Source organism: Sphingomonas sp. M6A6_1c (assembly GCF_053345135.1).
On record NZ_JBKEZO010000001.1, the window covers coordinates 635,730 to 656,538 of the forward strand.

The window sequence follows — 20,809 nt, forward strand, 5'->3', positions numbered from 1 at the left end:
GGCTAGACAGGGATCGTCGCTGCTCCTCTCCCCCTGTGGGTAGCGACGTGTCGGTCGCCTCCCCTGTCGGCCGACCCTCCCTGAACTACGGGGCGGTCGCTTTGCGGCTGCCCCGATTTTTCAAGGACTTGGCCGCTCGTCGAGGCGACCCGCCGATCGACGCGCCGCCTCATTCGAATCTTTATTCCGGACGATCCGCGTTGCGCAGGGCGGCGAATCGCACGTCGTCGCCGGTCAGCGCGGCGAGCTTGCGGGTGCCGTCGTCGCGCATTTCGCGGAAGCAGCGCTGCGCATCGAGTCGCATCTCCAGCGTCGCGCCGGTCGGGATGCACGCAGCATGCGCCGCACGGACGATGCGCGCCTCGAAGGTGCGGCGGCCCGCCTCGCTGTGCAGGTCGAGTCCCTTGGCCGATACCTTGACCTGCACCGGCTCGCGCTCCGCGGCGGGGGCGGCATTGCCCGGAACGGCGGCGAACAGGCACGACAAAGCGGCCGCCGCGATGGCGGCGTGATGCGACGTCTTCATGATGACACTCCTGCTACTCGGACTTGCCGTGGCGGTCCGGCTCGGTCCGCGCGCCTCTCTCGGGCGCGGGCTGGACGAAGCCGAACGGTCCGCCGGCTTGATCGCCCTAGCAGCCGGTCCTTACGCATGCGTTACAGGTGCGTGTCACCTGCGTGACGGGGGCAGGTGCCCGATCGGACTTGCCGGCTCGCGCGCCGTTCCCTACCTGTTCGCCGGTGAACGATCTCAGCGCCCCCGCCAACGCCTTGCAGGACCCGCCCTATTTGAAGGGGCTCAACCCCCCGCAGCGCGATGCGGTGCTGACCACCGAAGGCCCGGTGCTGATGCTCGCCGGCGCCGGCACCGGCAAGACCGCCGCGCTGACCGCGCGGCTCGCGCATCTGCTGTGGACGCGCAAGGCGTGGCCGTCGGAGATCCTCAGCGTCACCTTCACCAACAAGGCGGCGCGCGAGATGCGCGAACGCGTCGGGCGGCTTGTCGGCGATGCGGTCGAGGGGATGCCGTGGCTCGGCACCTTCCACGCGATCGGCGCCAAGATGCTACGCCGCCACGCCGAGCTGGTCGGATTGCAGAGCAATTTCAGCATCCTCGACACCGACGACCAGCTCCGCCTGCTCAAGCAGTTGATCGTCGCCGCCGATCTCGACGAGAAGCGTTTCCCCGCGCGCAGCCTCGCCGGCTTGATCGACGACTGGAAGAACAAGGGGCTGGTCCCCGCCGACATCGATGCCGGTGAGAGCGAACGCTATGCCAACGGCCGCGGCGGCGAACTCTACGCGCAATATCAGGAGCGGCTGAAGGCCCTCAACGCCTGCGATTTCGGCGACCTGCTGCTGCACATGCTGACCGTGCTGAAAACCTATCCCGAGGTGCTGAAAATGTACCAGGAGCGGTTCAAGTACATCATGGTCGACGAATATCAGGACACCAACGTCGTCCAATATCTCTGGCTGCGTCTGCTGGCGCAGGCGCGCAAGAATATCGCCTGCGTCGGCGACGACGACCAGTCGATCTATTCGTGGCGCGGTGCGCAGGTCGAGAACATCCTCAAGTTCGAGAAGGACTTTCCGGGCGCGAAGGTGATCCGGCTCGAACAGAATTACCGATCGACGCCGCATATCCTCGGCGCCGCCTCGGGCGTCATCGCCAACAACGGCGGCCGGCTCGGCAAGACGCTGTGGACCGAACTCGACGCGGGCGAGAAGGTGCGCGTCCTCGGCGTCTGGGACGGCCCAGAGGAAGCGCGCCGCGTCGGCGAGGAGATCGAGGCGGCGCAGCGCAGCGGCAAGAGCCTCGACGATGTCGCCATCCTCGTCCGCGCGCAGCACCAGACGCGCGAGTTCGAGGACCGGTTCATCGCGATCGGCATGCCCTATCGCATCATCGGCGGCTTCCGCTTCTACGAACGCGCCGAGATCCGCGACGCGCTCGCCTATCTGCGTATCGTCAACCAGCCGTCCGACGATCTCGCCTTCGAACGCATCGTCAACGTCCCCAAGCGCGGCCTCGGCGACAAGGCGCTCGCCAAGATCCACCAGCTCGCGCGGATCGAGGGCGTGCCGCTGACCATCGCCGCGGCGCGCATCCTCGACACCGACGAACTCACCCCGCAGGCGCGGCGCGCGCTCGGCAACCTCGTCGGCGACATCGCACGCTGGCGCGACATGGCGCGCGACCTGCCGCATGCCGAACTCGCCCGCCAGTTGCTCGACGAGAGCGGCTATACCGCGATGTGGCAGGCCGAGAAATCGGTCGACGCCGCCGGCCGGCTCGAGAACCTCTCCGAACTCGTCCGCGCGATGGAGGAATATGAATCGCTCGGCGCGTTCCTCGAACACGTCAGCCTCGTCATGGACCGCGAGGGCGGCGTCCAGGACCCGCAGGTGACGATCATGACGATCCACGCCGCCAAGGGGCTAGAATACGACACCGTCTTCCTCGTCGGCTGGGAGGAAGGACTGTTCCCGTCGCAACGCTCGCTCGACGAAGGCGGCACCAAGAGCCTCGAGGAGGAACGCCGACTCGCTTATGTCGCGATCACCCGCGCGCGGCGGCGCGCGACGATCCTCCACGCCGCCAACCGCCGTATCTACGGCCAGTGGACGTCGAGCATCCCGAGCCGCTTCGTCGGCGAACTGCCCCCCGAACATACGGACGCCGAGACGACGATGTCGGGTGGCGAAAGCCTGTGGCGCGCGAACTGGAGCGAGCGCGCCGACCCCTTCGCCGACGTCGGCCGCGGCACCGGCCGCGGTCCCGGCTGGCAACGCGCAGCGGGTGCCGCCTCGGGTTTCTCGACCGCGCCGACGCGCGTCGTCGAAAGCCGGTCGAGCGCGGTCAGCATCGGCAACAAAGGGCGCAGCGACCTGTCCGTCGGCCTGCGCGTCTTCCATCAGAAATTCGGTTATGGCGCGATCGCCGAGATCGAGGGCAACAAGCTGGAGATCGACTTCGAGGCGGCGGGGCGCAAACGCGTGATGGACAGCTTCGTCACGATCGGCTGAGCGGCGGCCGGCTGAGCGGCGGCCGGCTGAGCGGCGGCGCGGCGGGTTCGTTCAGGAACCGCCAAGGTCGGATCGGCGTATGACCGTTGCGGACCCGACTCAACGGGTCTGGTAGAGGATCATTCCGATGTTCAGGTCCCTTTTGCTCTCCGCCGCGGTCTGCGCGACGCTCGCCGCGACCGCGCCGGCGCTCGCCCAGTCCGCCGCCGACGATGCGCGCTTCGCCGCCGCGCAACAGCGGTTCGACGCCGAAATGGCGCGCTATCGTGCCGAATTCGATCGCTATCGCGCGCTGCGCGGCACGCCCGGCCCGGGCGGCTATCGTCAGGCACCCGTGCCCGGCGGCTATGACGACCAGCGCTACGACGATCGCGACGACGACCGCTACGAAAACGGCTACGATCCCGCGCGTTACTACCGCCCCGGGACGCAGGAGCGGGTGCTGAACCCCAACGATCGCGTCTATGCCGGCACCGACGGCCGCTATTATTGCAAGCGCAGCGACGGCACGACCGGCCTGATCGCCGGCGGCGCGGCGGGCGGCATCCTCGGCAACGTCATCGACGGCGGCCACAGCCGTATCGTCGGCACCTTGCTGGGCGGCGCGGTCGGCGCGCTCGCCGGCAAGGCGATCGACCAGAACCAGGCGCAGGTGCGCTGCCGCTGATCGATCGGCGGTCGGGCGGTCAGGCCCGCTCGACCGCCATCAGCGTCACGCCCTCGTATTTCTCGGCCTGGGGTTCGAACAGGCTGCTCGGCGTGAACGCCTTGTTGGTCAGCGTCGGTTCGCCGAGCCCGTCCATCTTGAACGTGCCGACCTTCTCCTCGCGCGGCGGCTTGCCGTCGCGCTCCACCGTCACCGCATCGACGTAGATTTCGCCGTGGCGGGTGTAGAGGATATGCGGGGCGATCGTCACCGTCCCCTTGTTGTAGGTGGCGGTCACGGTCAGCAGGCGCACGATCGCTTCGAACATCGTCGGCACCGGCCCCGACGGTGCGGCAGTCACGGCTTCGGTCTGGGTCATCGGCGGCACCATAAACGTTCGTGTTGCGTCGCAGCAAGAACGCTTTGGCGTTAACGATGTTTCACGGCCGGCGGATCGCGCCGCCGGCCGCCGTTCGATCAGCGATAGACGGTGAAACAGCGCCGCTCCGGCCCGTAATAGCCGCGATGCACCCGGCAGACGACCCGGCCGCGACCATAGCCCCGTCCGTAACCGCCGCCATAGCCCCCGCCATAGCCATAACCCCGGTCACGATCGAAACCGCGCCCGTGGTAGCGCGGACCACCGCGCCATCCGCGATCGTCGCGCCGGTCGTAGCCGCGGTGATCGTAGCCGCGGTCATAGCCGCGATCGTAGCCGTATCGCTGCGCCTCGGCGGGCGCGGCGGTCATCAACGTCCCGGCAGCGAGCGCTGCGGCGCTGAACAAAGCAATGAGCTTCATAGGGTTACTCCTCACACGCCCGACATCGGGCATAGGAGGACCATGACGGACGCGTCATGCATGCGATCTGAACCCGCGGTTGTCAGAATGTCAGGAATGCTGCCCCGCCACCCGTCAGGGCAGCCGCACCGTCAGCCCGTCGAGCGCCGCGGTCAGCCGTACCTGACAGGCGAGCCGACTCGTCCGCGATGCGGCGGGGACGAGATCGAGCAGATCCTCCTCCTCCGCACGCGCGGCGGGGATGCGGGCGAAATCCTCCGCGGCGATGACGACGTGGCAGGTCGCGCAGGCCATGTCGCCGTTGCACGTCCCTTCGAGCGGGTGGCCATCCGCCTGCGCGAGATCGAGCAGCCGCGCGCCCTCGGCGCCCTCCGCCTGCCGCGCGCGGCCATCGGGATCGACGAACACCACGCGAATCATGCCATCACCCCCTGCCGAGTCGCCGCCGCGACGATAGATGCGAGTCCGTCGCGCAGTTCGTCCTCGCCGGTATAGCGCCCGAAGCCGAGCCGGATGCTCGACCGCGCCTGCGCCTCGGTGAGGCCGAGCCCGCGCAACACATGGCTCGACCGTCCAGAGCCGCTCGCGCACGCCGATCCCGCCGAGAAGGCGAGGTCGCGGCATTCGCTCATCAGCCGCGCCACGTCGAGCCCGTCGCGTCGCACGTTGAGATTGCCATGATAGCGCCGCGTCACCGAGCCGTTGACGTCCCACCCTGCCAGCGCCGCGGTCGCGATCGTCCGCAACCGGTCGACATGCGCCGCATCGGCCGCGGCCCGCTCCGTCATCAGCCGCGCCGCCGCGCCGAACCCCGCGCACAGCGCCGGCGACAAGGTCCCCGAGCGCCCCGCCGCCTCCTGCCCGCCGCCATGGATCAGCGGCGCCAGCGTCACGCCGTCGCGAATCCACAGCGCGCCGATCCCCTTCGGCCCGTGCAGCTTGTGCGCCGACACCGCGATCAGATCGCACGCCGCCGGCACCGGGATGCGCCCATAGCCCTGTACCGCGTCGCACAGCATCAGCGCGCCCGCGTCGTGCGCCAGTCCGGCCAGCGTATCGATCGGCTGGATCACGCCGATCTCGTTGTTGACCAGCATCGCCGCGACCAGCCCCACCCCCGGCCGGATCGCCGCCGCCGCCCGGTCGAGATCGACCAGCCCGTCGGCACCGACCGGTAACACCGTCACCCGCCGCCCCCGCGCCGCCTCCGCCGCGACGGTGTCGAGAACCGCGGCATGTTCGGTCGCCAGCGTCACGATCGCCCCGGTCGTCCCCTTGATCGCCCAGTTGAGCGCCTCGGTCGCGCCGCTGGTGAAGCTGACACTGCCCCCCGCCGGCGCGAGTGCCGCGATCGCATCGCGCGCCACCTCCACCGTCGCCCTGGCGGCGCGGCCGGGCCGGTGCGGCGAATGCGGATTGGCATGCTGCGATTCGAGCCACGGCAGCATCGCCGCCAAGGCTTCGGGCGCGAGCGGCGTCGTCGCCTGATAATCGAGGTAGATCATGCCGCGCGCCGCGTCGTCCGCGCCATCTGCCGCCATGCCGCGACGAAGGCATCGACGTCCGCCTCGCTTGTGGTGCGGCCGAAGCTCACCCGGATCACCTCGCGCCCGGCGGCCTCGTCCCAGCCCATCGCGCCGAGTACGTGGCTGGGCTTCATGCTGCCGCTCGAACAGGCGCTGCCCGCCGAGACGGCGAAGCCGGCGCTGTCGAGCAGGATGAGCTGCGCCGCCGCCGCGACGCCGCGCAACCGATACGAACCGATCGCCGCATGCCGCGGGCTGTCGGCGGCGACGATCTCGCCCCCCGATCGCAGGATCGCATCGTCGAGCCGCGCCCGCAATGCGCGATGGTCCGGCTCCGCCTCGCCGAGCGCCGCGGCATAGCCGAGCGCGCCGGGCAGGTTCTCCGTTCCCGGCCGATAGCCGCGCTCCTGCCCGCCGCTCGGGTGCAGCAGCGCCAGATCGCGCACCAGCAGCGCGCCGATCCCCGGCGGCCCACCGCGCTTGTGCGCCGACAGCGCCACCATGTCCGCCACCTCGGCCAGCTCCGCCGATGCCGGCATCTGCGCGGCATCCACTAGCAACCGCCCGCCCGCGTCGCGCACCAGCGCGGCGATCTGCGCCAGCGGCTGCCGCACCCCCGTCTCGCTGTTCGCCCATTGCACGCAGACCAGCGCCGGCCCCGCCGCGAGCAGCGCCGCGAGCGCCACCGGATCGACGATCCCGTCGGTGCCGACCGGCGCCACCGCGGCATCGCCGCCGGCGCGCAGCACCGCATCATGTTCCACCGCGGTGACGATCCGCCGCGGCAGCGTCGTCCGCCCCAAGGCGATCGAAAGCGATTCGCTCGCGCCGCTGGTGAACAGCGTCTCGCCGCGCCAGCCATAAGCGGCGGCGATCCCCCGCCGCGCCGCCTCAAGCGCCGCGCGCGCGGCGCGCCCCTCGGCGTGGGGCGACGACGGGTTCGCCCATCGCGCGAGTCCGTCGACGACGGCCGCGCGTGCGGCGGCGGTCATCGGCGTCGTGGCGGCATGATCCAGATAGAGACGATGGGACAGGATTCGTTCCAATTGCGTGTCGGAGCCCGACGCCTATATAGCGCGCAACGTTCTGCGCTCCACAGCGCGCCCCTTCTTACGTGGCGAGACCCATGCCCGAAGTCATTTTTCCCGGCCCCGAAGGCCGTCTCGAAGGCCGTTTCGCTCCCGCTCCCCGCCCGCGCGCACCGGTGGCGATGATCCTCCATCCGCACCCCGCCGCCGGCGGCACGATGAACAGCCGCATCGTCCAGGAACTCTACAAGACCTTCCAGCGCCGCGGTTTCGCGACGCTGCGCTTCAACTTCCGCGGTGTCGGCAAGAGCCAGGGGACGTTCGACAACGGCATCGGCGAACTGTCCGACGCGGCGAGCGCGCTCGACTGGGTGCAGAGCTTCCATCCGGAGGCGTCGACCACCTGGATCGCCGGGGTCAGCTTCGGCGCGTGGATCGGCATGCAGTTGCTGATGCGCCGTCCGGAGATCCGCGGCTTCATCTCGATCGCGCCGCCGGCGAACATGTTCGACTTCTCGTTTCTCGCGCCCTGCCCGTCCTCGGGCATCATCATCCAGGGCGAGGCCGACGAGGTCGCCACCCCCGGCGCGACGCAGAAGCTCGTCGACAAGCTGCGCACGCAGAAGCACATCACCATCCATCACGACACGATCCCGAAGGCGAACCACTTCTTCGAGAACGAGACGCCGGAACTGATGCGTTCGGTCGACAAATACCTCGACATGCGGCTCGACCCGAATTCGCCGATCCGGTGAGGGCGACGCTTGGGGCGCGATATCGCGCCCCCGGGTCACGCTTGCGGCGGCCGATCGCGATCAGTCGCCCGTCAGCAGCCTCTCGGAATCACGAATGCCGGCGTGATATCGCTCGCCCCGCACCTCTTCGCGTGTTTCAAAGACCTGACGCAGCTTTAGCGGTCAACGAGCAAACCAAAAAGGCTCATCGATGCCGCGCCTCCAATACTCTTCAAATTCGTTCTGGCTTATCTCTATTAGGTCCGCATCCGTAAAGCCATCGGCGAGGGAGCAATCCCATAAGGATGGGCAATGATCCCCATTCCGTTGCTCGATGTCGATACTATTCCGAGTGACTCTGCCATCGGAATACAGATCGACTGTCCTGATTACCGCGTCCCGCTCACGGCTAATCTCATACAGATAATATTCGGCCTCACCCGCGGGAACCTCGGGATCAGGCCATCTACCCCGGAAATATTCGAGTGCTTCGGCGGACATTTCCTTTGCCTCATAGCACGCCATGAAGGCGATGGATCGTTAGTCTTCTACGTTACAGAAGCAAATTGAAGATTACAGAAGGCGAGTGACACGGCACATGCGCCGTTGATAATCGAAGATTTTCATATTGACCGCCCCATCAACGGTTGATCGTAGCTACCATCGACTTCGAAATCACAGCTGCCAGATCACCACATTGCCCAGCAATACCGCCGCCATCACCAGCAACAGTATCGCCTTGCGGCGATCCCCGCCGCGGGCGAGTAGCGCGCCGCCGCCGATCAGGCAGGCGAAGCAGCCGAGCATGGCGAGGGCCGGGGCGGCGTTGGCGATCGATCCGAGAAGCGCTTGCATCTCGCCAAATTGCCTCTCACGGCCTGCGATGTCGAGACGACACGAACGCGCGCGACCGGATATCGCGCTATCCGATCGCCCGCGCATAAGCGTCGATATCGACGTTGCCGCCCGACAGGATCACCAGCAGCCCCGGCTCCGCCGTCACCTTGCCCGCGAGCACCGCCGCGAGCGCCACCGCGCCGCCCGGCTCGATCACCAGCCGCAACTGCGCCGCCGCCCAGCGTTGCGCCGCCGCGGTCTCCGCCTCGCTCACCGCGACGCCGGTCGCATCGCGCCGCGACAGCACGTCGAAGGTCAGCGGCGACACCCGCTGCGTCTGCAACGCGTCGCACGCGGTCGGCGGCGGGTTGTCGCCGACCGGCTCGATCCACGACGCGTCCAGCGACCGGCGCATGTCGTCCCACCCCTCGGGCTCCACGACCGTCACCGCGCTGTCCTTGAGCGCCAGCGCGAGCCCCGCCGCCAGCCCGCCGCCGCCGCAGGGCACGACGACGCGGGTCGGCACGCCGAGCCCCGAGGCCGCCATCTGCGCCGCCGCCTCGATCCCGGCGCTGCCCTGCCCCTCGATGATCCACGGATCGTCGAAGCTCGGCACCAGGGTCGCGCCGCGTGCCTCGGCGAGCCGGGCGGCGATACCCTCGCGGCTCTCGGTCGCACGATCGTAGCGCACCACCTCGGCGCCGAGCGCCAGCGTCGCCGCCAGCTTGGCGCGGGGCGCATCCGCGGGCATCACGATCGTCGCCGCGATCCCCAGCCGCCGCGCCGCCCAGGCGATCCCCTGCGCGTGATTCCCCGACGAGAAGGCGACCACGCCGCGCTGCCGCGCATCCTCGTCCAATGCGGTGAGTCGATGCCAGGCGCCGCGAATCTTGAACGCACCGATCGGCTGGAGCGACTCGGCCTTGAACGCCACCGCTACACCGTTGATTTCATGCAGGTAAAGCGGCGTCGGCGGCAGGATCCGCGCGATTTTCTCGGCCGCATCGCGCACCCCGGCGCGTGTCGGTTGTCGCAAAAACGTCACTTTTCGTCCTTTCCTGCGCTAACCCACTTTACATGGGGGTCGGACGACCATAGATCGCGCCTCCGCTGCCCCATGGGACTTCCAACCGCAAGGCAGCTTTTGTCACCGTATGCCGAAAGGCAATTGGAGGTCCCTTGAATTGGCCAAGCACCATAGCGCGCTGGGGTTAGCGCCCCTCTCGACCGCCCGTTCCGCTCACCGCAGCACGGGCATCGACATCGCCAAGAGCCGACCGGTCGATCCGGTCACGCTCGTTCGCCCGCACGCCGCTGCGCGCGCCGCCCGTTTCTTCGTCGAGAAGTTTCCGGGCCGCTCGATGTATGCCGTGAAGGCGAATCCCAGCCCGGACCTGCTGAAGGTTCTTTGGGACAACGGCATCACGCATTACGACACCGCTTCGATCGCGGAAGTGCGCCTGGTCAAGGCGACTCTGCCGCAGGCGACCTGCTGCTTCATGCATCCGGTCAAGTCGGAAGAGGCGATCGCCGAGGCGTATTTCGTCCATGACGTGAAGACGTTCTCGCTCGACAGCATGGAAGAGCTGGCGAAGATCGTCCGTGCCACCGACGGCGCCACCGACCTCACGCTCTGCGTGCGGCTGCGCGTCTCGTCCGAATATGCCAAGCTCAGCCTCGGCTCGAAATTCGGCGTCGGTCCCGGCGAGAGCAAGGAATTGCTGATCGCCACCCGGCAGGTCGCGGACGCGCTCGGCATCTGCTTCCACGTCGGCAGCCAGACGATGTCGCCGGACGCCTATACCAACGCGATGGAGCGCGCCCGCGCGGCGATCGTCGAGGCGGCGGTGACCGTGGACGTCATCGACGTCGGCGGCGGCTTTCCCTCGGCCTATCCCAGCATGACCCCGCCGCCGCTGGAGCGTTTCTTCGAGACGATCCATCGCGCGTTCGAGAGCCTGCCGATCAGCTATTCGGCCGAATTGTGGGCCGAGCCGGGCCGCTCGCTGAGCGCCGAATATGCCTCGGTCGTGGTCCGCGTCGAGCGGCGCCGCGGCACCGAGCTGTACATCAACGACGGCGCCTACGGCACGTTGTTCGATGCGGCGCATATCGGCTGGAAATACCCGGTGCAGCTGCTGCGCGAGCCGGATTCGGACGCGCGCGACATGGACTTCGCCTTCTGGGGTCCGACCTGCGACGATCTCGATTACATGCAGGGCCCGTTCCCGCTGCCCGCGGACACGGTCGCCGGCGATTATTTCGAGATCGGCATGCTCGGCGCCTATGGCTCGGCGATGCGCACCGCCTTTAACGGCTTCGGCACTGGCGACACGGTCGTCGCGACCGACGAGCCGATGCTGTCGGTCTATCTCGACGACGAGATCGCCGACGTGCGTACGAACAACGTCGTAAAGCTGTAACCACAACGCTATAACCGATTGTCTTCCCTCCTCCCGCTTCGGCGGGAGGGGCGGCCCTGGGTTTCCGCGTCCCCAATGTTGAACGACGACGGCTGGATTAGCCAAAGGCGAACCATGACCGACACCTTGACGAAGACCGCCGGCGCCAACGCGCCGATCAACGACAACCGCAAGGCCGAACTGCTCTCGAAGCAGGTCAAGCATATCGACATCAAGAGCTTCGACGCGCGCCCGATCGTCGATGCGATGGCCGACATGAGCTTCACCAGCCGCGACCTCGGCCGCGCGACCAACATCTACAACCAGATGCTGGCCGACAAGGATTGCTCGATCTTCCTCGTCATCGCCGGCTCGACCTCGGCCGGCGGCTGCATGGACCTGTACGCCGAGCTGGTCCGCAACAACATGGTCGACGGGATCGTCGCGACCGGCGCGACCATCGTCGACATGGATTTCTTCGAAGGCCTCGGCCACAAGCATTACCAGGCGCTCGAGATCCCCGACGACGATACGCTGCGCTCGCTCTACATCGATCGCATCTACGATACGTATATTGACGAGGAAGCGCTCCAGAACGTCGACCACACGATCTTCGAGATCGCCGAGAGCCTCGAGCCGCGCGCTTATTCGAGCCGCGCCTTCATCCGCGAGATGGGCAAGTATCTCGTCGAGCACGGCAAGAAGGACAACAGCCTCGTCAAGCTCGCCTATGAGCATGACGTGCCGATCTTCTGCCCGGCGTTCGTCGATTCGTCGGCCGGTTTCGGCCTCGTCAAGCATCAGGTCGATGCCGCCAAAGCGGGCCGTCCGTATCTGATGATCGACGCGGTGGCGGACTTCCGCGAGCTGACCGAGATCAAGATCCAGGCGGGCACCACCGGCCTGCTGATGATCGGCGGCGGCGTGCCGAAGAACTTCATCCAGGACACCGTCGTCTGCGCCGAGATTCTCGGCCACGACGACGTGCAGGTCCATAAATACGCAGTGCAGATCACCGTCGCCGACGTCCGTGACGGCGCCTGCTCGTCCTCGACGCTGCAGGAAGCGGCGAGCTGGGGCAAGGTCAACACCGGCATCGAACAGATGGTCTTCGCCGAGGCCGGCTCGGTGATGCCGCTGCTGGCGTCGGACGCCTATCATCGCGGCCTGTGGAAGGACCGCCCGGTCCACCGCTGGGGCGCGATCTTCGACAAATAAGCCATACCTAAGTCCTCCCCCGCCAGGGGGAGGTGGCACGGCGAAGCCGTGACGGAGGGGAGGACAGGGCGAGACTTCGTTATGGAGCTGCCACCCTGTCCTCCCCCTCCACCATTCGGCTGAAGCCGAACGGTTCCCCTCCCCCTTGCGGGGAGGAATTGTGGATATTGCCCCCGCCTCCCCGATCCGTCACTCTGCCCACAAAAGGAGAGTGACCACCGATGCACAGCGAAATCCTGCGGCCGATGGCGGCGCTCGTCGCCTGGACGCTCGTCATGCTGGTCTGGATGCTCGCCACCCGCCTGCCGTCGATGAAGGCCGCCGGCCTCCGGCTCGGCGCGCTCGTCGGCACCAAGCCGTCCGACGCCGACCGTGGCCTGCCGCCGCAGGTCCAGTGGAAGGCGCACAATTACAACCACCTCCACGAACAGCCGACGCTGTTCTACGCGATCTGCACGGTGATCGCGCTCAGCGGCACCGGCGACGGCGTCAATGCGATGATCGCCTGGCTGTATGTCGGATTGCGCGTGATACATTCGCTGGTACAGGCGACCACGAACAAGGTAGGGCCTCGTTTCATGCTCTTCATCGCCTCCAGCCTCGCGCTCGCCGCGCTCACCCTCCACGCCGTCATGGCGGTGTTCTGATGGCCAAGGGAGAGGTGTTCGAACGCCACCGCCAGCCGTGGACGCAGGACGAGATCCAGAAGCTCCACCAATTCGCCAAAAAGGGCATGGCGCTGAAGGTGATCGCCAAGGCGCTCAAGCGCAGCGAGGAATCGACCAAGGACCGCGCCAAGGAAGACAATCTGTCGATCGCCAAGCTGCGCTAGACGGCGCCCGGGCTCGTACCCAGCCTGTCGCCCCTTAGCCGAACAGCCGCTTCGCGCTGCGCTCCAGCATCAGCAATTGCCACAAGGTCCGGCCGTGGTCGGCCCGCCCGCTGCGATGCTCGTCGGCGAGCTTCGCGACCTGCGCCATGTCGAGCCAGCCGCTCTCCACCAGCGTCCGCGACCGGGCCAGCCCCTCCGCCTCCGCCGCCAACGCGCCGCGGAACCACGCGCTGATCGGCGTCACGAATCCCATTTTGGGCCGGTAGAGGATGTCCTTGGGCAGATAGCGTTCGAGGCTGCGCTTCATCAGCCATTTGCCCTCGCCGCCGTGCAGCCGCATGCCGACCGGCAGCGTCGCGCAGAATTCGACCAGCCGGTGGTCGAGCAGCGGCTCGCGCGCTTCCAGCCCGACCGCCATGCTGGTCCGGTCGACCTTGGTGAGGATGTCGCCGGGCAGCCAGATCATCATGTCGGCATATTGCGCGCGGTCGAGCGCATCGCGCGCCGGCGCCGCCCGCATCGCCGCGACGTAGCGATCCTCGGCGCGATGCCCGCCGAGCACCCGCCGCGCCTCCGCGCTCAACAGCCGCGCGCGCAGCTCGGGCGAGGTCACCCCCACGGCGCGTGCATAGGCTTCGTCGCCATCCGCGCCCAGCGCGAGCAGCGTCGCCTTGGCGCGCAGCGGACGCGGCGCCCAATCGGCCTTGGGATAATAGCGCCCCAGCGTCCCGAACGCCGCGCGCCGCCAACGATCGGGCAGCATGCCGCGCACCCGCTCCTCCGCCGCCTGGAATTTGTAGCGGCGATAGCCGGCCAGCATCTCGTCGGCGCCATCGCCCGACAGCGCCACCGTCACGGTCTTCCGCGCCAGCGCCGCGACCTGATAGGTCGCCAGCGCGCTGCCATCGGCGAAGGGTTCGTCGAAATGATGGACCAGCGTGTCGATCAGCGCGAAATCGTCGGGTCGCACCACCTGCGCGTGATGATCGGTGGCGAAACGCTGCGCCACCATCGCGGCATGCGCGCGCTCGTCGTGCCCCGCCTCGTCGAAGCCGATCGTGCAGGTCTTGACCGCCGCCTTGCTCGCCTCGGCCATCAGCGCGACCACCGCCGAACTGTCGACCCCACCCGACAGGAAGGCACCGAGCGGCACGTCGGCGACCATCCGGCTGCGCACCCCGTCGCGCATCCGCGCCAGCAGTTCCTCCCCGAGCGCCTTGGCCGAGCCGCTCGCGCGGTCGGCGAAGCTCAGCGACCACCAGCGCCGCGGCCGCGGCACCCCCTGCCAGCGCTGCACTAGCAGGAAATGGCCGGCGGGCAGCTTGCGTACGCCCGCGACGAGACAGGCATCGTCGGGCACATAGCCGAAGGCGAGGAAATCCTCGATCGCGGTCACGTCGGGCACCCGCCGCAGCAACGGATGCGCGAGCAGCCCCTTCAATTCGGAGGCGAAGGCGAGGCTGCCGTCGGATAGCTCGACATAATGGAGCGGCTTCACCCCCATCCGGTCGCGCGCGAGGAACAGCGTCCCCGTGTCGGCATCGTGCAGCGCGAAGGCGAACATGCCGTTGAGCCGGTCGAGCAACGCCGGTCCCCACGCGCGCCAGCCGTGCAGCAGCACCTCGGTATCGCCATCGGTGACGAAGCGCGCGCCCTTGCGCTCCAACTCGCTGCGCAATTCGGCGAAATTGTAGATCTCGCCGTTATAGGTGATCGTCAGCGCACCCGACTGCATCGGTTGCGGCGAGCCGGCGAGATCGATGATCGACAACCGGCGATGGCCGAACCCGACGCCGGGCGCGGTCCATATCCCCTCGCCGTCCGGCCCGCGATGCGCCTGCGCGGCGATCATCGCCGCGATCCGCGACGGGTCGACCGGCTTGGGCGTCTCGGGATGGAAGATACCGGCGATGCCGCACATCAGCGCGGCGCCATGACGGCATCGCTCAAGCCGTCGACCGGACCGAGCGCCGCCGCAAGCGCGGCGATGTCCGCACGCGCGTCGCGGCCCGGCACAACTTCGGCCGACAGATGGATCGCAACCGCGCGCTGTGCGCCGCCGAGCAGCTTCGCCTTCATCGTCTCGATCTTCACCACCCGCTCGTCCGACGTTACCGTATCGCCGACGACGTACCATGTCGCGACGATGCGCTCCACCGGCCCCGCGGCGGTGATCCGCATCGCCTTGCCGCCCGCGACCGGCGCTTCGTCAGCGACGCGCACCCAGCGGTCCTCCTCGCGCAGCACACCGGTGCCGAACGCGCCGATCTTATGCCCCTCGCCCTGCGACCCGAACACCGCGATCGCGAGATCGACCGCCGCCCCGCCCCGCGCATAGCGGCCGAACAGCATGTGGTCCGCGCCCGGATAGAACGGCTGCCACGGCGCCCGAATGCTCAGCGGCGCACGCGTCCAGCCCGCCACCTGCGGCAGGGCGATGCGCGCCGGCAGCGGCGTCGCGCGATGTGCGATTGCGCCGCTCCATGCGGGCCACACGCCGGCCACCGCCACGGTCAGCACCACGCCGATCGGCAACCCCATCCGCCGCCCGCGTACCGGCGGCAGCGCGGCGGGATCGAACGCCGGCGCATCGGGCGCGCGATCGAACCAGCGCCAGCCGATCGCCAGCACCGCCGCCATCACCAGCCCGAAGAACAGCCAGCCGTAGACGATATGGTCAAAGCCGGTCGCTGCCTCGACGCTGGTCAGATGCGCGGCATAGATCGTCCCGAACGCGCGCATGCCGTTGGCGAGCACCGGCACCACCAAGGCCGCGAGCAGGAACCAGGCCCGCCGCCGCCACGACACGAAACAGACGTTGGCGACCAACACGCCGAAGGCGAGCATCGCGATGACGAACTTGGCGCCCGAACACGCCTCCGCCACCTCGAACCAATAGCGGCCCGCATGGATCAGCACGCCGTTCGAACTCGCCGGCACACCGAACGCATCGAGCAGCGGCATCACCATGCGCACCGTCACCGCCTGCAACAGCGGCTCCAGTTCCTCGCCGAACGGCACCAGGAACAGCGCATAGCCGAGCGGAAAGGCGAGCCCGCGCGCCACCTGCGGCCCAAGCAGCGTCACCACCGCGCCCTGCAACATGACGACCAGCCCCGATTGCCGCGCGAAGCTCACCGATCCCGCGTCGCCCATCAGCCAGCCCGCGCCGCCGAGCGCGACCAGCGCCAGCCCCGGCCACCACGCGACCGGCGTCAGCGCCGCCAGCTCGCGCCGACGCTGCCACACCAGCCAGCCGATCACCGGCCCGATGAACAGGCAATGCCCGAACGTCGTGCTCGTCCACCAGATCGACACCAGCCGCGCGACGTCGTTGCGGAACAGCAGCAGGATCGCCGCCGTCGCCAGCGCGAGCCCGATGGCGTGCCGCCGCCACGGTATCGCGGTCACGCCAGCCCCAGCAGCGTATCGAGCGGTGCCAGTCGCGCCGTCCAGTCGTAGCGCGCGATCACCCGCGCCCGCGCCGCCGCACCGAGCGCCGCCGCAGCATCGGGATCGTCGAGCAGCGCGCTGATCGCCTCGACATGCGCCGCCGCATCGCCGGCGACGCGCAACGTCCCGCCATGATCGATCCCCTCCGCCGCCGCGGCCGAGGCGACGACGGGGCGCGCCATCGCCATCGCCTCGAGCACCTTGTTCTGGATGCCGCGCGCCAGCCGCAACGGCGCGACGCACACAGCCGCCGCCGCCAGCCACGGCCGCACGTCGTCCACCGCGCCGGTGACGATCACGGCGTCGGAGGCGAGCGCCTGCACCGCCGCCACCGGCGCCCGCCCGACGATCGCGAAGCGCAGGCCGGGATAGCGCACGCGTAACGCCGGCAGGATGTCTCGCGCGAACCAGATCACCGCCTCGACATTCGGCCGGTAATCCATCTGCCCGGTAAAGACGATCAGCGGCATATGACGCTTCGACCCGCCCCCCGATTCCCCCGTCACCGCGGACTCGTCCCGGGGTCCACTCGGCGGCGAGGAGAGCGGCTCGTGAGTCGCTACCGTCCCGGGGACGGGTTGCCCCCGGAACACGTCCGGGGTGACGGCGTGGGGGAAGCCGACGTCGCCTGCCACCACGCCCGGATCGAACGCCGCCGCATCGATGCCGTTCTCCACCGCGACGATCCGCCCCGTCGCGCCGCCGGTACGGAACAGCGCCGCTTCCGCCTCGCTGACGAACACACTCGCCGAGACCTGCGCCGCCACCCGCCGCTCGAAGGCGCCGAGCAGCCGCGCCTCGCGCCGCATCATCCACCGCAGCGGCAATGATCCCGCCTCGGCGAAGCCGGCGAACTTGGCCGAGTCGACATCCACGAAGTCCATCACCACCGGCACCCCCGCCGGCAGATATTGCGCCATCTGGCCCGAGAAACAGTAGACCGCATCGGCGCGCACCGCCGCGACCCCCCGCCGCATCTCCGGCGATTCGAATGCGGTCAGCGACACCGGCGATCCCCGCGCCAGTGCCTCCACCGCCGCCATCGCCTGCGACTTGCGCCGCCGCACGATCGTTACGCTCGCCAGCGTATCCAGCTCGGCTGGCGGATCGAAATCCGCGTCGCGCTCGCCGAACGCGACCAGATGCACCCGCGCCCGCGTCATCAGATAACGCAGGACGTGATAGCTGCGGATCTTGTCGCCGCGGTCGGGCGGAAAGGGCGCGCGATGGGCGAGGAACAGCAGCTCCATCACCCCAGCCCGCGCGAGATCCACGGCCCCAGCATAGTGGCGACCGGCAGCGGCAGCCGCTGCCACGTCCGCACCATCAGCGCATATTTCGGGTTGAGCGGATTGACCTCGCGGCTCCCGCCCTCGCTCCGCTTGGCATAGAGCCGCGGCACCCCGGCGAAGCCCCAATTCTTCTTGAACGCCGCCGCACCCGTCCCGGTCTTCGACCGCCCGAAGTCGAACCGCGTGCAGCCGCGCGCCCGCGCATGGCTCATCAGCGCGAAATACATCCGGTCGTTGGCGCGCAAACCCCGCGCCGCCGCGGTGCCACCACCCCAATAGGGAAACACCGTCCCATGGAAATACAGGCTGAGCACGCTCGCCACCGCCCGCCCCTCATGGCGCACGGTCAGCACGTCGGCGTCCATCGCCTCGGCGACGCAGCGGAACAGCGCCGCGGGAAACACCGGCGTGCCGAGATTGCGCACCGATTCGGCATAGACGCGATAGTGATCGCCGAGCAGCGCCGCGCCCCCCGTCTCCACCGCCAGGTCGAACCCCAATGCCCGCCGCACCTCGGCGCGCTGCTTGCGCGGCACCGCGAGCAGCTCGGCGTCGTCGTCCGCCGCCAGATCCCGCACGAAGCCCAGATAAGAGGTGTCGTCCGTCTCCCACCCCGCCGGCGCGGGTCCGCCGCGCAATTCGACGCCGGGACAGCCGATCCGCCGCGCCAGCGCCCAGGCCGCCGCGCCCAACGCATCGACCCCGTCGCCCAGCACCCCGCCATCCACCCCGAAGCCGGTGGAGACCAGCGCCTTGCCGAACAACGGCGAGCGCATCGCGGTCAGCGGCAACACCCCGACGAGCTCACCGCCGCGCTCGGCGACCAGATAACGCGCGCGCTGTCCGCAGCCGCGCTCCACCGCACGGCTCCATGCGGTCAGGTGGAACGGGGTCGCCCCGGGAGTGCGTGCGACGAAGCCGTCGATCGCCGCGCTCTCGCCGGTGTCGCGCAGCGTGGCCTCGCGCACGGTCGGCGACGTCACGACAGCAGCGCCGCCTCGCGCGCCACCACCGCATCGACCCGGTCCCAATCGTGGCGTGCGATCAGCCCGCGCAGCTTGCCCGCCATCGCCCCCAGGCGCGAATAATGCCGCACCTTCGACCGCAGCGGCGCCTCCCGCACCCGCGGCTGCGCCGGATCGACCTCCCACGGGTGGAAATAGAAGATGCCGGCATGGCCTTCGCGATTGACCTGCCGCACCGCGAAGTCCGTCAGCGCCGACGGCAGCAACCGGAAGAAGCCGCCCCCCGTTGCCAGATGCCGCCCGCCGATCCGCGCCACCGTCACCGGCAGCTCGACCAAAGGCGAACCCGCCAGCGGGCGAAACGCGTAGCGCGGCGCGTCGCGCCAGCCATAATGGTCGTGCGCGACCGGCGCGACGCTCGACGAATAGGAATAGCCGGCCTCCGCCAGCGCGTTGAACGCCCACAGATTGCGCGTGTCGATCGAGAAGCTCGGCGCGCGATAGCCCGTCACCGCCTGCCCGCCGGCATCCTCCAGCGTCGCTCGCGCGCGCGCGAGATCGGCGCGGAACGCCGCCGCGTCCATCGTGAACACACGCTGATGGTCCCAGCCATGGCTGGCGATCTCATGCCCCGCCTCGGCGATCCGCCGGATGAGCCGCGGCTGCCGCGCCGCCACCCAGCCGAGCGTGAAGAAGGTCGCCTTGACCCCGCTCTCCGCGAACAGGTCGAGCACCGCGCCGGTGTTCGCCTCGACGCGGCTCGCGATCGTCGCCCAGTCGCTCTTGTCGATCACCCGCTCGAACGCGCCGACCTGAAACCATTCCTCGACATCGACCGACAGGCCGTTGCGCACCGCGCTACGCGGCATGGTCCCACGCCGCCGGAGGACGGATCGGCACGTGATCGTCGCGGATGTCGGATGCGCCCGCCGCCATCGCCGCGGAGGCCGCCGCCGCCTCGTGGCGATCCGCCTCGACCCAGTCGACCAGCAGCGTCAGCACGCGGCGCAAGGCGCCCTCCTGCTGGTCGACCCGCGCCTCCAGCGCCGCGATCCGCGCCTCTGCCGCTGCGGACACCCCCTCGGGCGCGGCGGCACGATCCGGCATGGGATCGGCGATCGGCTCCGCCGGCGCGGCGCGCGGGACGAAGCGCCGCACCGAACTCTCCTGCGCGACCGGTGCCGGCGGCTCGACGGTGACCGCCGGCGGCTCGCTCACCGGCACCGGCAGGTCGCCATGGAGGTCGCCGAGCACCTGTCGCACGATCGCGCCGTCGATGATCTCCGCCCCCTCGACCGCGGCATGCAGCATCACCCGCCCGGCGAGCTGGTTGAGCCGCCGCGGCACGCCCCCCGAACCCTCGTACAGCGCGGCGAACGCATCCGCGGCGAAGTCCGGCCGCCCCTGCCAGCCGACCACCGACAGCCGGTGCGCGACATAATCGGCGACCTCATGCGCCTCCATCGGATCGAGATGGTGGATCGCGATCACCCGCTGGCGCAATTGCTCCAGTCGGTCCGAACCATGCAGCCGCTCGCGGAATTCGGGCTGGCCGAGCAGCAGGATCTGCAACAGCGCATGTCCGCCCGCCTGGAAGTTCGACAGCATGCGCAGCTCTTCGAGCGAATCGATCGGCAGCGCCTGCGCCTCGTCGACGATCAGCAGCGTCCGCCGTCCCGAGCGCGCCACGGCATGGAGGCCGCGTTCGATCGCGGTCAGCAATTGCGCCTTGGCCAGCCCCTGCGGATCGACGCCGAGGCCGGTCGCGACGATTCGCAGCAGGTCGTCCGCGGGGATCGCGGTCGAGACGATGGTGATGACGTTGAGCGCCTCGGGATCGACCTGCGCGGTGAGATGCCCGACCAGCGTCGTCTTGCCCGCGCCGATATCGCCGGTGACGACGACGAAGCCCTCGCCCTGCGCGAGACCGTAACCGAGATAGGCCATCGCCTTGCGATGCGTCGCCGTCTCGTACCAGAAGCGCGCGTCGGGCGTCAGCTGGAACGGCCGCCCCGATAATCCGAAATGCGCGTCGTACATAAGCC

General features: G+C 69.0%; 21 protein-coding genes. 7 read left to right on the plus strand and 14 right to left on the minus strand.

The annotated features are described in order from the left end of the window. Positions 1-181 precede the first annotated feature (181 nt). Positions 182-526: a UrcA family protein gene (locus ACLBWH_RS02870; RefSeq protein ID WP_447796609.1), complete on the minus strand. Its 345-nt coding sequence runs from the start codon at positions 524-526 to the stop codon at positions 182-184. Between the two features lie 215 nt (positions 527-741). Here ACLBWH_RS02870 and ACLBWH_RS02875 point away from each other — a divergent pair, with 215 nt between their 5' ends. Together ACLBWH_RS02875 and ACLBWH_RS02880 are read left to right on the plus strand one after the other, a co-directional pair. Beyond that, positions 742-3,030 carry an ATP-dependent helicase gene (locus ACLBWH_RS02875; protein ID WP_447796611.1) on the plus strand — a complete coding sequence of 763 codons (2,289 nt, stop codon included), beginning with the start codon at positions 742-744 and terminating at the stop codon, positions 3,028-3,030. Between the two features lie 127 nt (positions 3,031-3,157). Next, complete coding sequence (locus ACLBWH_RS02880) at positions 3,158-3,697, plus strand: glycine zipper 2TM domain-containing protein (RefSeq protein WP_322849419.1); 540 nt, start codon at positions 3,158-3,160, stop codon at positions 3,695-3,697. Positions 3,698-3,716: 19 nt separating this feature from the next. Here the strand turns inward: ACLBWH_RS02880 and ACLBWH_RS02885 are convergent, their stop codons facing one another. The 5 genes from ACLBWH_RS02885 to ACLBWH_RS02905 form a co-directional block, all read right to left on the minus strand. Continuing rightward, entirely contained in the window at positions 3,717-4,055 is a 339-nt protein-coding gene (locus ACLBWH_RS02885; RefSeq protein WP_447796613.1) for a hypothetical protein, read from the minus strand. A gap of 98 nt (positions 4,056-4,153) precedes the next feature. Continuing rightward, a complete protein-coding gene (locus tag ACLBWH_RS02890) occupies positions 4,154-4,477 on the minus strand; it encodes a hypothetical protein (RefSeq protein ID WP_447796615.1) in 324 nt (107 codons plus the stop codon). A gap of 114 nt (positions 4,478-4,591) precedes the next feature. Beyond that, complete coding sequence (locus ACLBWH_RS02895) at positions 4,592-4,897, minus strand: 2Fe-2S iron-sulfur cluster-binding protein (protein WP_447796617.1); 306 nt, start codon at positions 4,895-4,897, stop codon at positions 4,592-4,594. After that, positions 4,894-5,982, minus strand: coding sequence for a cysteine desulfurase family protein (locus ACLBWH_RS02900; protein WP_447796708.1), 1,089 nt, complete (start codon positions 5,980-5,982; stop codon positions 4,894-4,896). The genes ACLBWH_RS02895 and ACLBWH_RS02900 overlap by 4 nt, the downstream gene beginning before the upstream one ends. Continuing rightward, positions 5,979-6,995 (minus strand): cysteine desulfurase family protein, encoded by a 1,017-nt coding sequence (locus ACLBWH_RS02905; protein ID WP_447796618.1) that lies wholly within the window; start codon positions 6,993-6,995, stop codon positions 5,979-5,981. Before ACLBWH_RS02905 ends, ACLBWH_RS02900 begins: the two co-directional genes overlap by 4 nt. Positions 6,996-7,129: 134 nt before the next feature. Between ACLBWH_RS02905 and ACLBWH_RS02910 the strand changes: the two genes are divergently transcribed. Beyond that, positions 7,130-7,786 (plus strand): alpha/beta hydrolase, encoded by a 657-nt coding sequence (locus tag ACLBWH_RS02910; RefSeq protein ID WP_038659670.1) that lies wholly within the window; start codon positions 7,130-7,132, stop codon positions 7,784-7,786. Positions 7,787-8,440: 654 nt separating this feature from the next. Here ACLBWH_RS02910 and ACLBWH_RS02915 read toward each other — a convergent pair. Together ACLBWH_RS02915 and ACLBWH_RS02920 are read right to left on the minus strand one after the other, a co-directional pair. After that, positions 8,441-8,620 (minus strand): hypothetical protein, encoded by a 180-nt coding sequence (locus tag ACLBWH_RS02915; RefSeq protein ID WP_322849425.1) that lies wholly within the window; start codon positions 8,618-8,620, stop codon positions 8,441-8,443. Positions 8,621-8,687: 67 nt separating this feature from the next. Beyond that, positions 8,688-9,647, minus strand: coding sequence for a threonine ammonia-lyase (locus ACLBWH_RS02920; protein ID WP_447796621.1), 960 nt, complete (start codon positions 9,645-9,647; stop codon positions 8,688-8,690). A gap of 139 nt (positions 9,648-9,786) precedes the next feature. On the opposite strand from ACLBWH_RS02920, the gene ACLBWH_RS02925 reads away from it, so the two are divergent. The 4 genes from ACLBWH_RS02925 to ACLBWH_RS02940 all read left to right on the plus strand — a co-directional run bounded on the left by ACLBWH_RS02925 (position 9,787) and on the right by ACLBWH_RS02940 (position 13,054). Next, positions 9,787-11,025, plus strand: coding sequence for a type III PLP-dependent enzyme (locus tag ACLBWH_RS02925; protein WP_447796622.1), 1,239 nt, complete (start codon positions 9,787-9,789; stop codon positions 11,023-11,025). Positions 11,026-11,139: 114 nt separating this feature from the next. Next, on the plus strand, positions 11,140-12,222 hold the full coding sequence (locus tag ACLBWH_RS02930; protein WP_322849428.1) for a 1,9-bis(guanidino)-5-aza-nonane synthase: 1,083 nt from the start codon (positions 11,140-11,142) through the stop codon (positions 12,220-12,222). Between the two features lie 221 nt (positions 12,223-12,443). After that, positions 12,444-12,869: an MAPEG family protein gene (locus tag ACLBWH_RS02935; RefSeq protein WP_447796624.1), complete on the plus strand. Its 426-nt coding sequence runs from the start codon at positions 12,444-12,446 to the stop codon at positions 12,867-12,869. Continuing rightward, positions 12,869-13,054 (plus strand): hypothetical protein, encoded by a 186-nt coding sequence (locus tag ACLBWH_RS02940; protein ID WP_447796626.1) that lies wholly within the window; start codon positions 12,869-12,871, stop codon positions 13,052-13,054. The genes ACLBWH_RS02935 and ACLBWH_RS02940 overlap by 1 nt, the downstream gene beginning before the upstream one ends. A 34-nt stretch (positions 13,055-13,088) precedes the next feature. Here the strand turns inward: ACLBWH_RS02940 and ACLBWH_RS02945 are convergent, their stop codons facing one another. The 6 genes from ACLBWH_RS02945 to ACLBWH_RS02970 are packed head-to-tail and all read right to left on the minus strand — an operon-like array spanning position 13,089 to position 20,804. Continuing rightward, positions 13,089-14,975 carry an XrtA/PEP-CTERM system amidotransferase gene (locus ACLBWH_RS02945; protein WP_447796628.1) on the minus strand — a complete coding sequence of 629 codons (1,887 nt, stop codon included), beginning with the start codon at positions 14,973-14,975 and terminating at the stop codon, positions 13,089-13,091. Next, complete coding sequence (xrtA, locus tag ACLBWH_RS02950) at positions 14,975-16,465, minus strand: exosortase A (RefSeq protein ID WP_447796630.1); 1,491 nt, start codon at positions 16,463-16,465, stop codon at positions 14,975-14,977. Before xrtA ends, ACLBWH_RS02945 begins: the two co-directional genes overlap by 1 nt. Then, a complete protein-coding gene (locus tag ACLBWH_RS02955; protein ID WP_447796709.1) occupies positions 16,462-17,757 on the minus strand; it encodes a glycosyltransferase in 1,296 nt (431 codons plus the stop codon). Before ACLBWH_RS02955 ends, xrtA begins: the two co-directional genes overlap by 4 nt. Beyond that, the gene (locus ACLBWH_RS02960) at positions 17,757-18,782 is read right to left on the minus strand and encodes a FemAB family XrtA/PEP-CTERM system-associated protein (protein WP_447796632.1); all 1,026 of its coding nucleotides are present in this window, start codon (positions 18,780-18,782) and stop codon (positions 17,757-17,759) included. The genes ACLBWH_RS02955 and ACLBWH_RS02960 overlap by 1 nt, the downstream gene beginning before the upstream one ends. Continuing rightward, positions 18,779-19,633 carry an XrtA system polysaccharide deacetylase gene (locus ACLBWH_RS02965; protein WP_447796634.1) on the minus strand — a complete coding sequence of 285 codons (855 nt, stop codon included), beginning with the start codon at positions 19,631-19,633 and terminating at the stop codon, positions 18,779-18,781. Before ACLBWH_RS02965 ends, ACLBWH_RS02960 begins: the two co-directional genes overlap by 4 nt. Continuing rightward, positions 19,623-20,804 carry an ExeA family protein gene (locus ACLBWH_RS02970; protein ID WP_447796636.1) on the minus strand — a complete coding sequence of 394 codons (1,182 nt, stop codon included), beginning with the start codon at positions 20,802-20,804 and terminating at the stop codon, positions 19,623-19,625. The genes ACLBWH_RS02965 and ACLBWH_RS02970 overlap by 11 nt, the downstream gene beginning before the upstream one ends. Between the last annotated feature and the right edge of the window lie 5 nt (positions 20,805-20,809).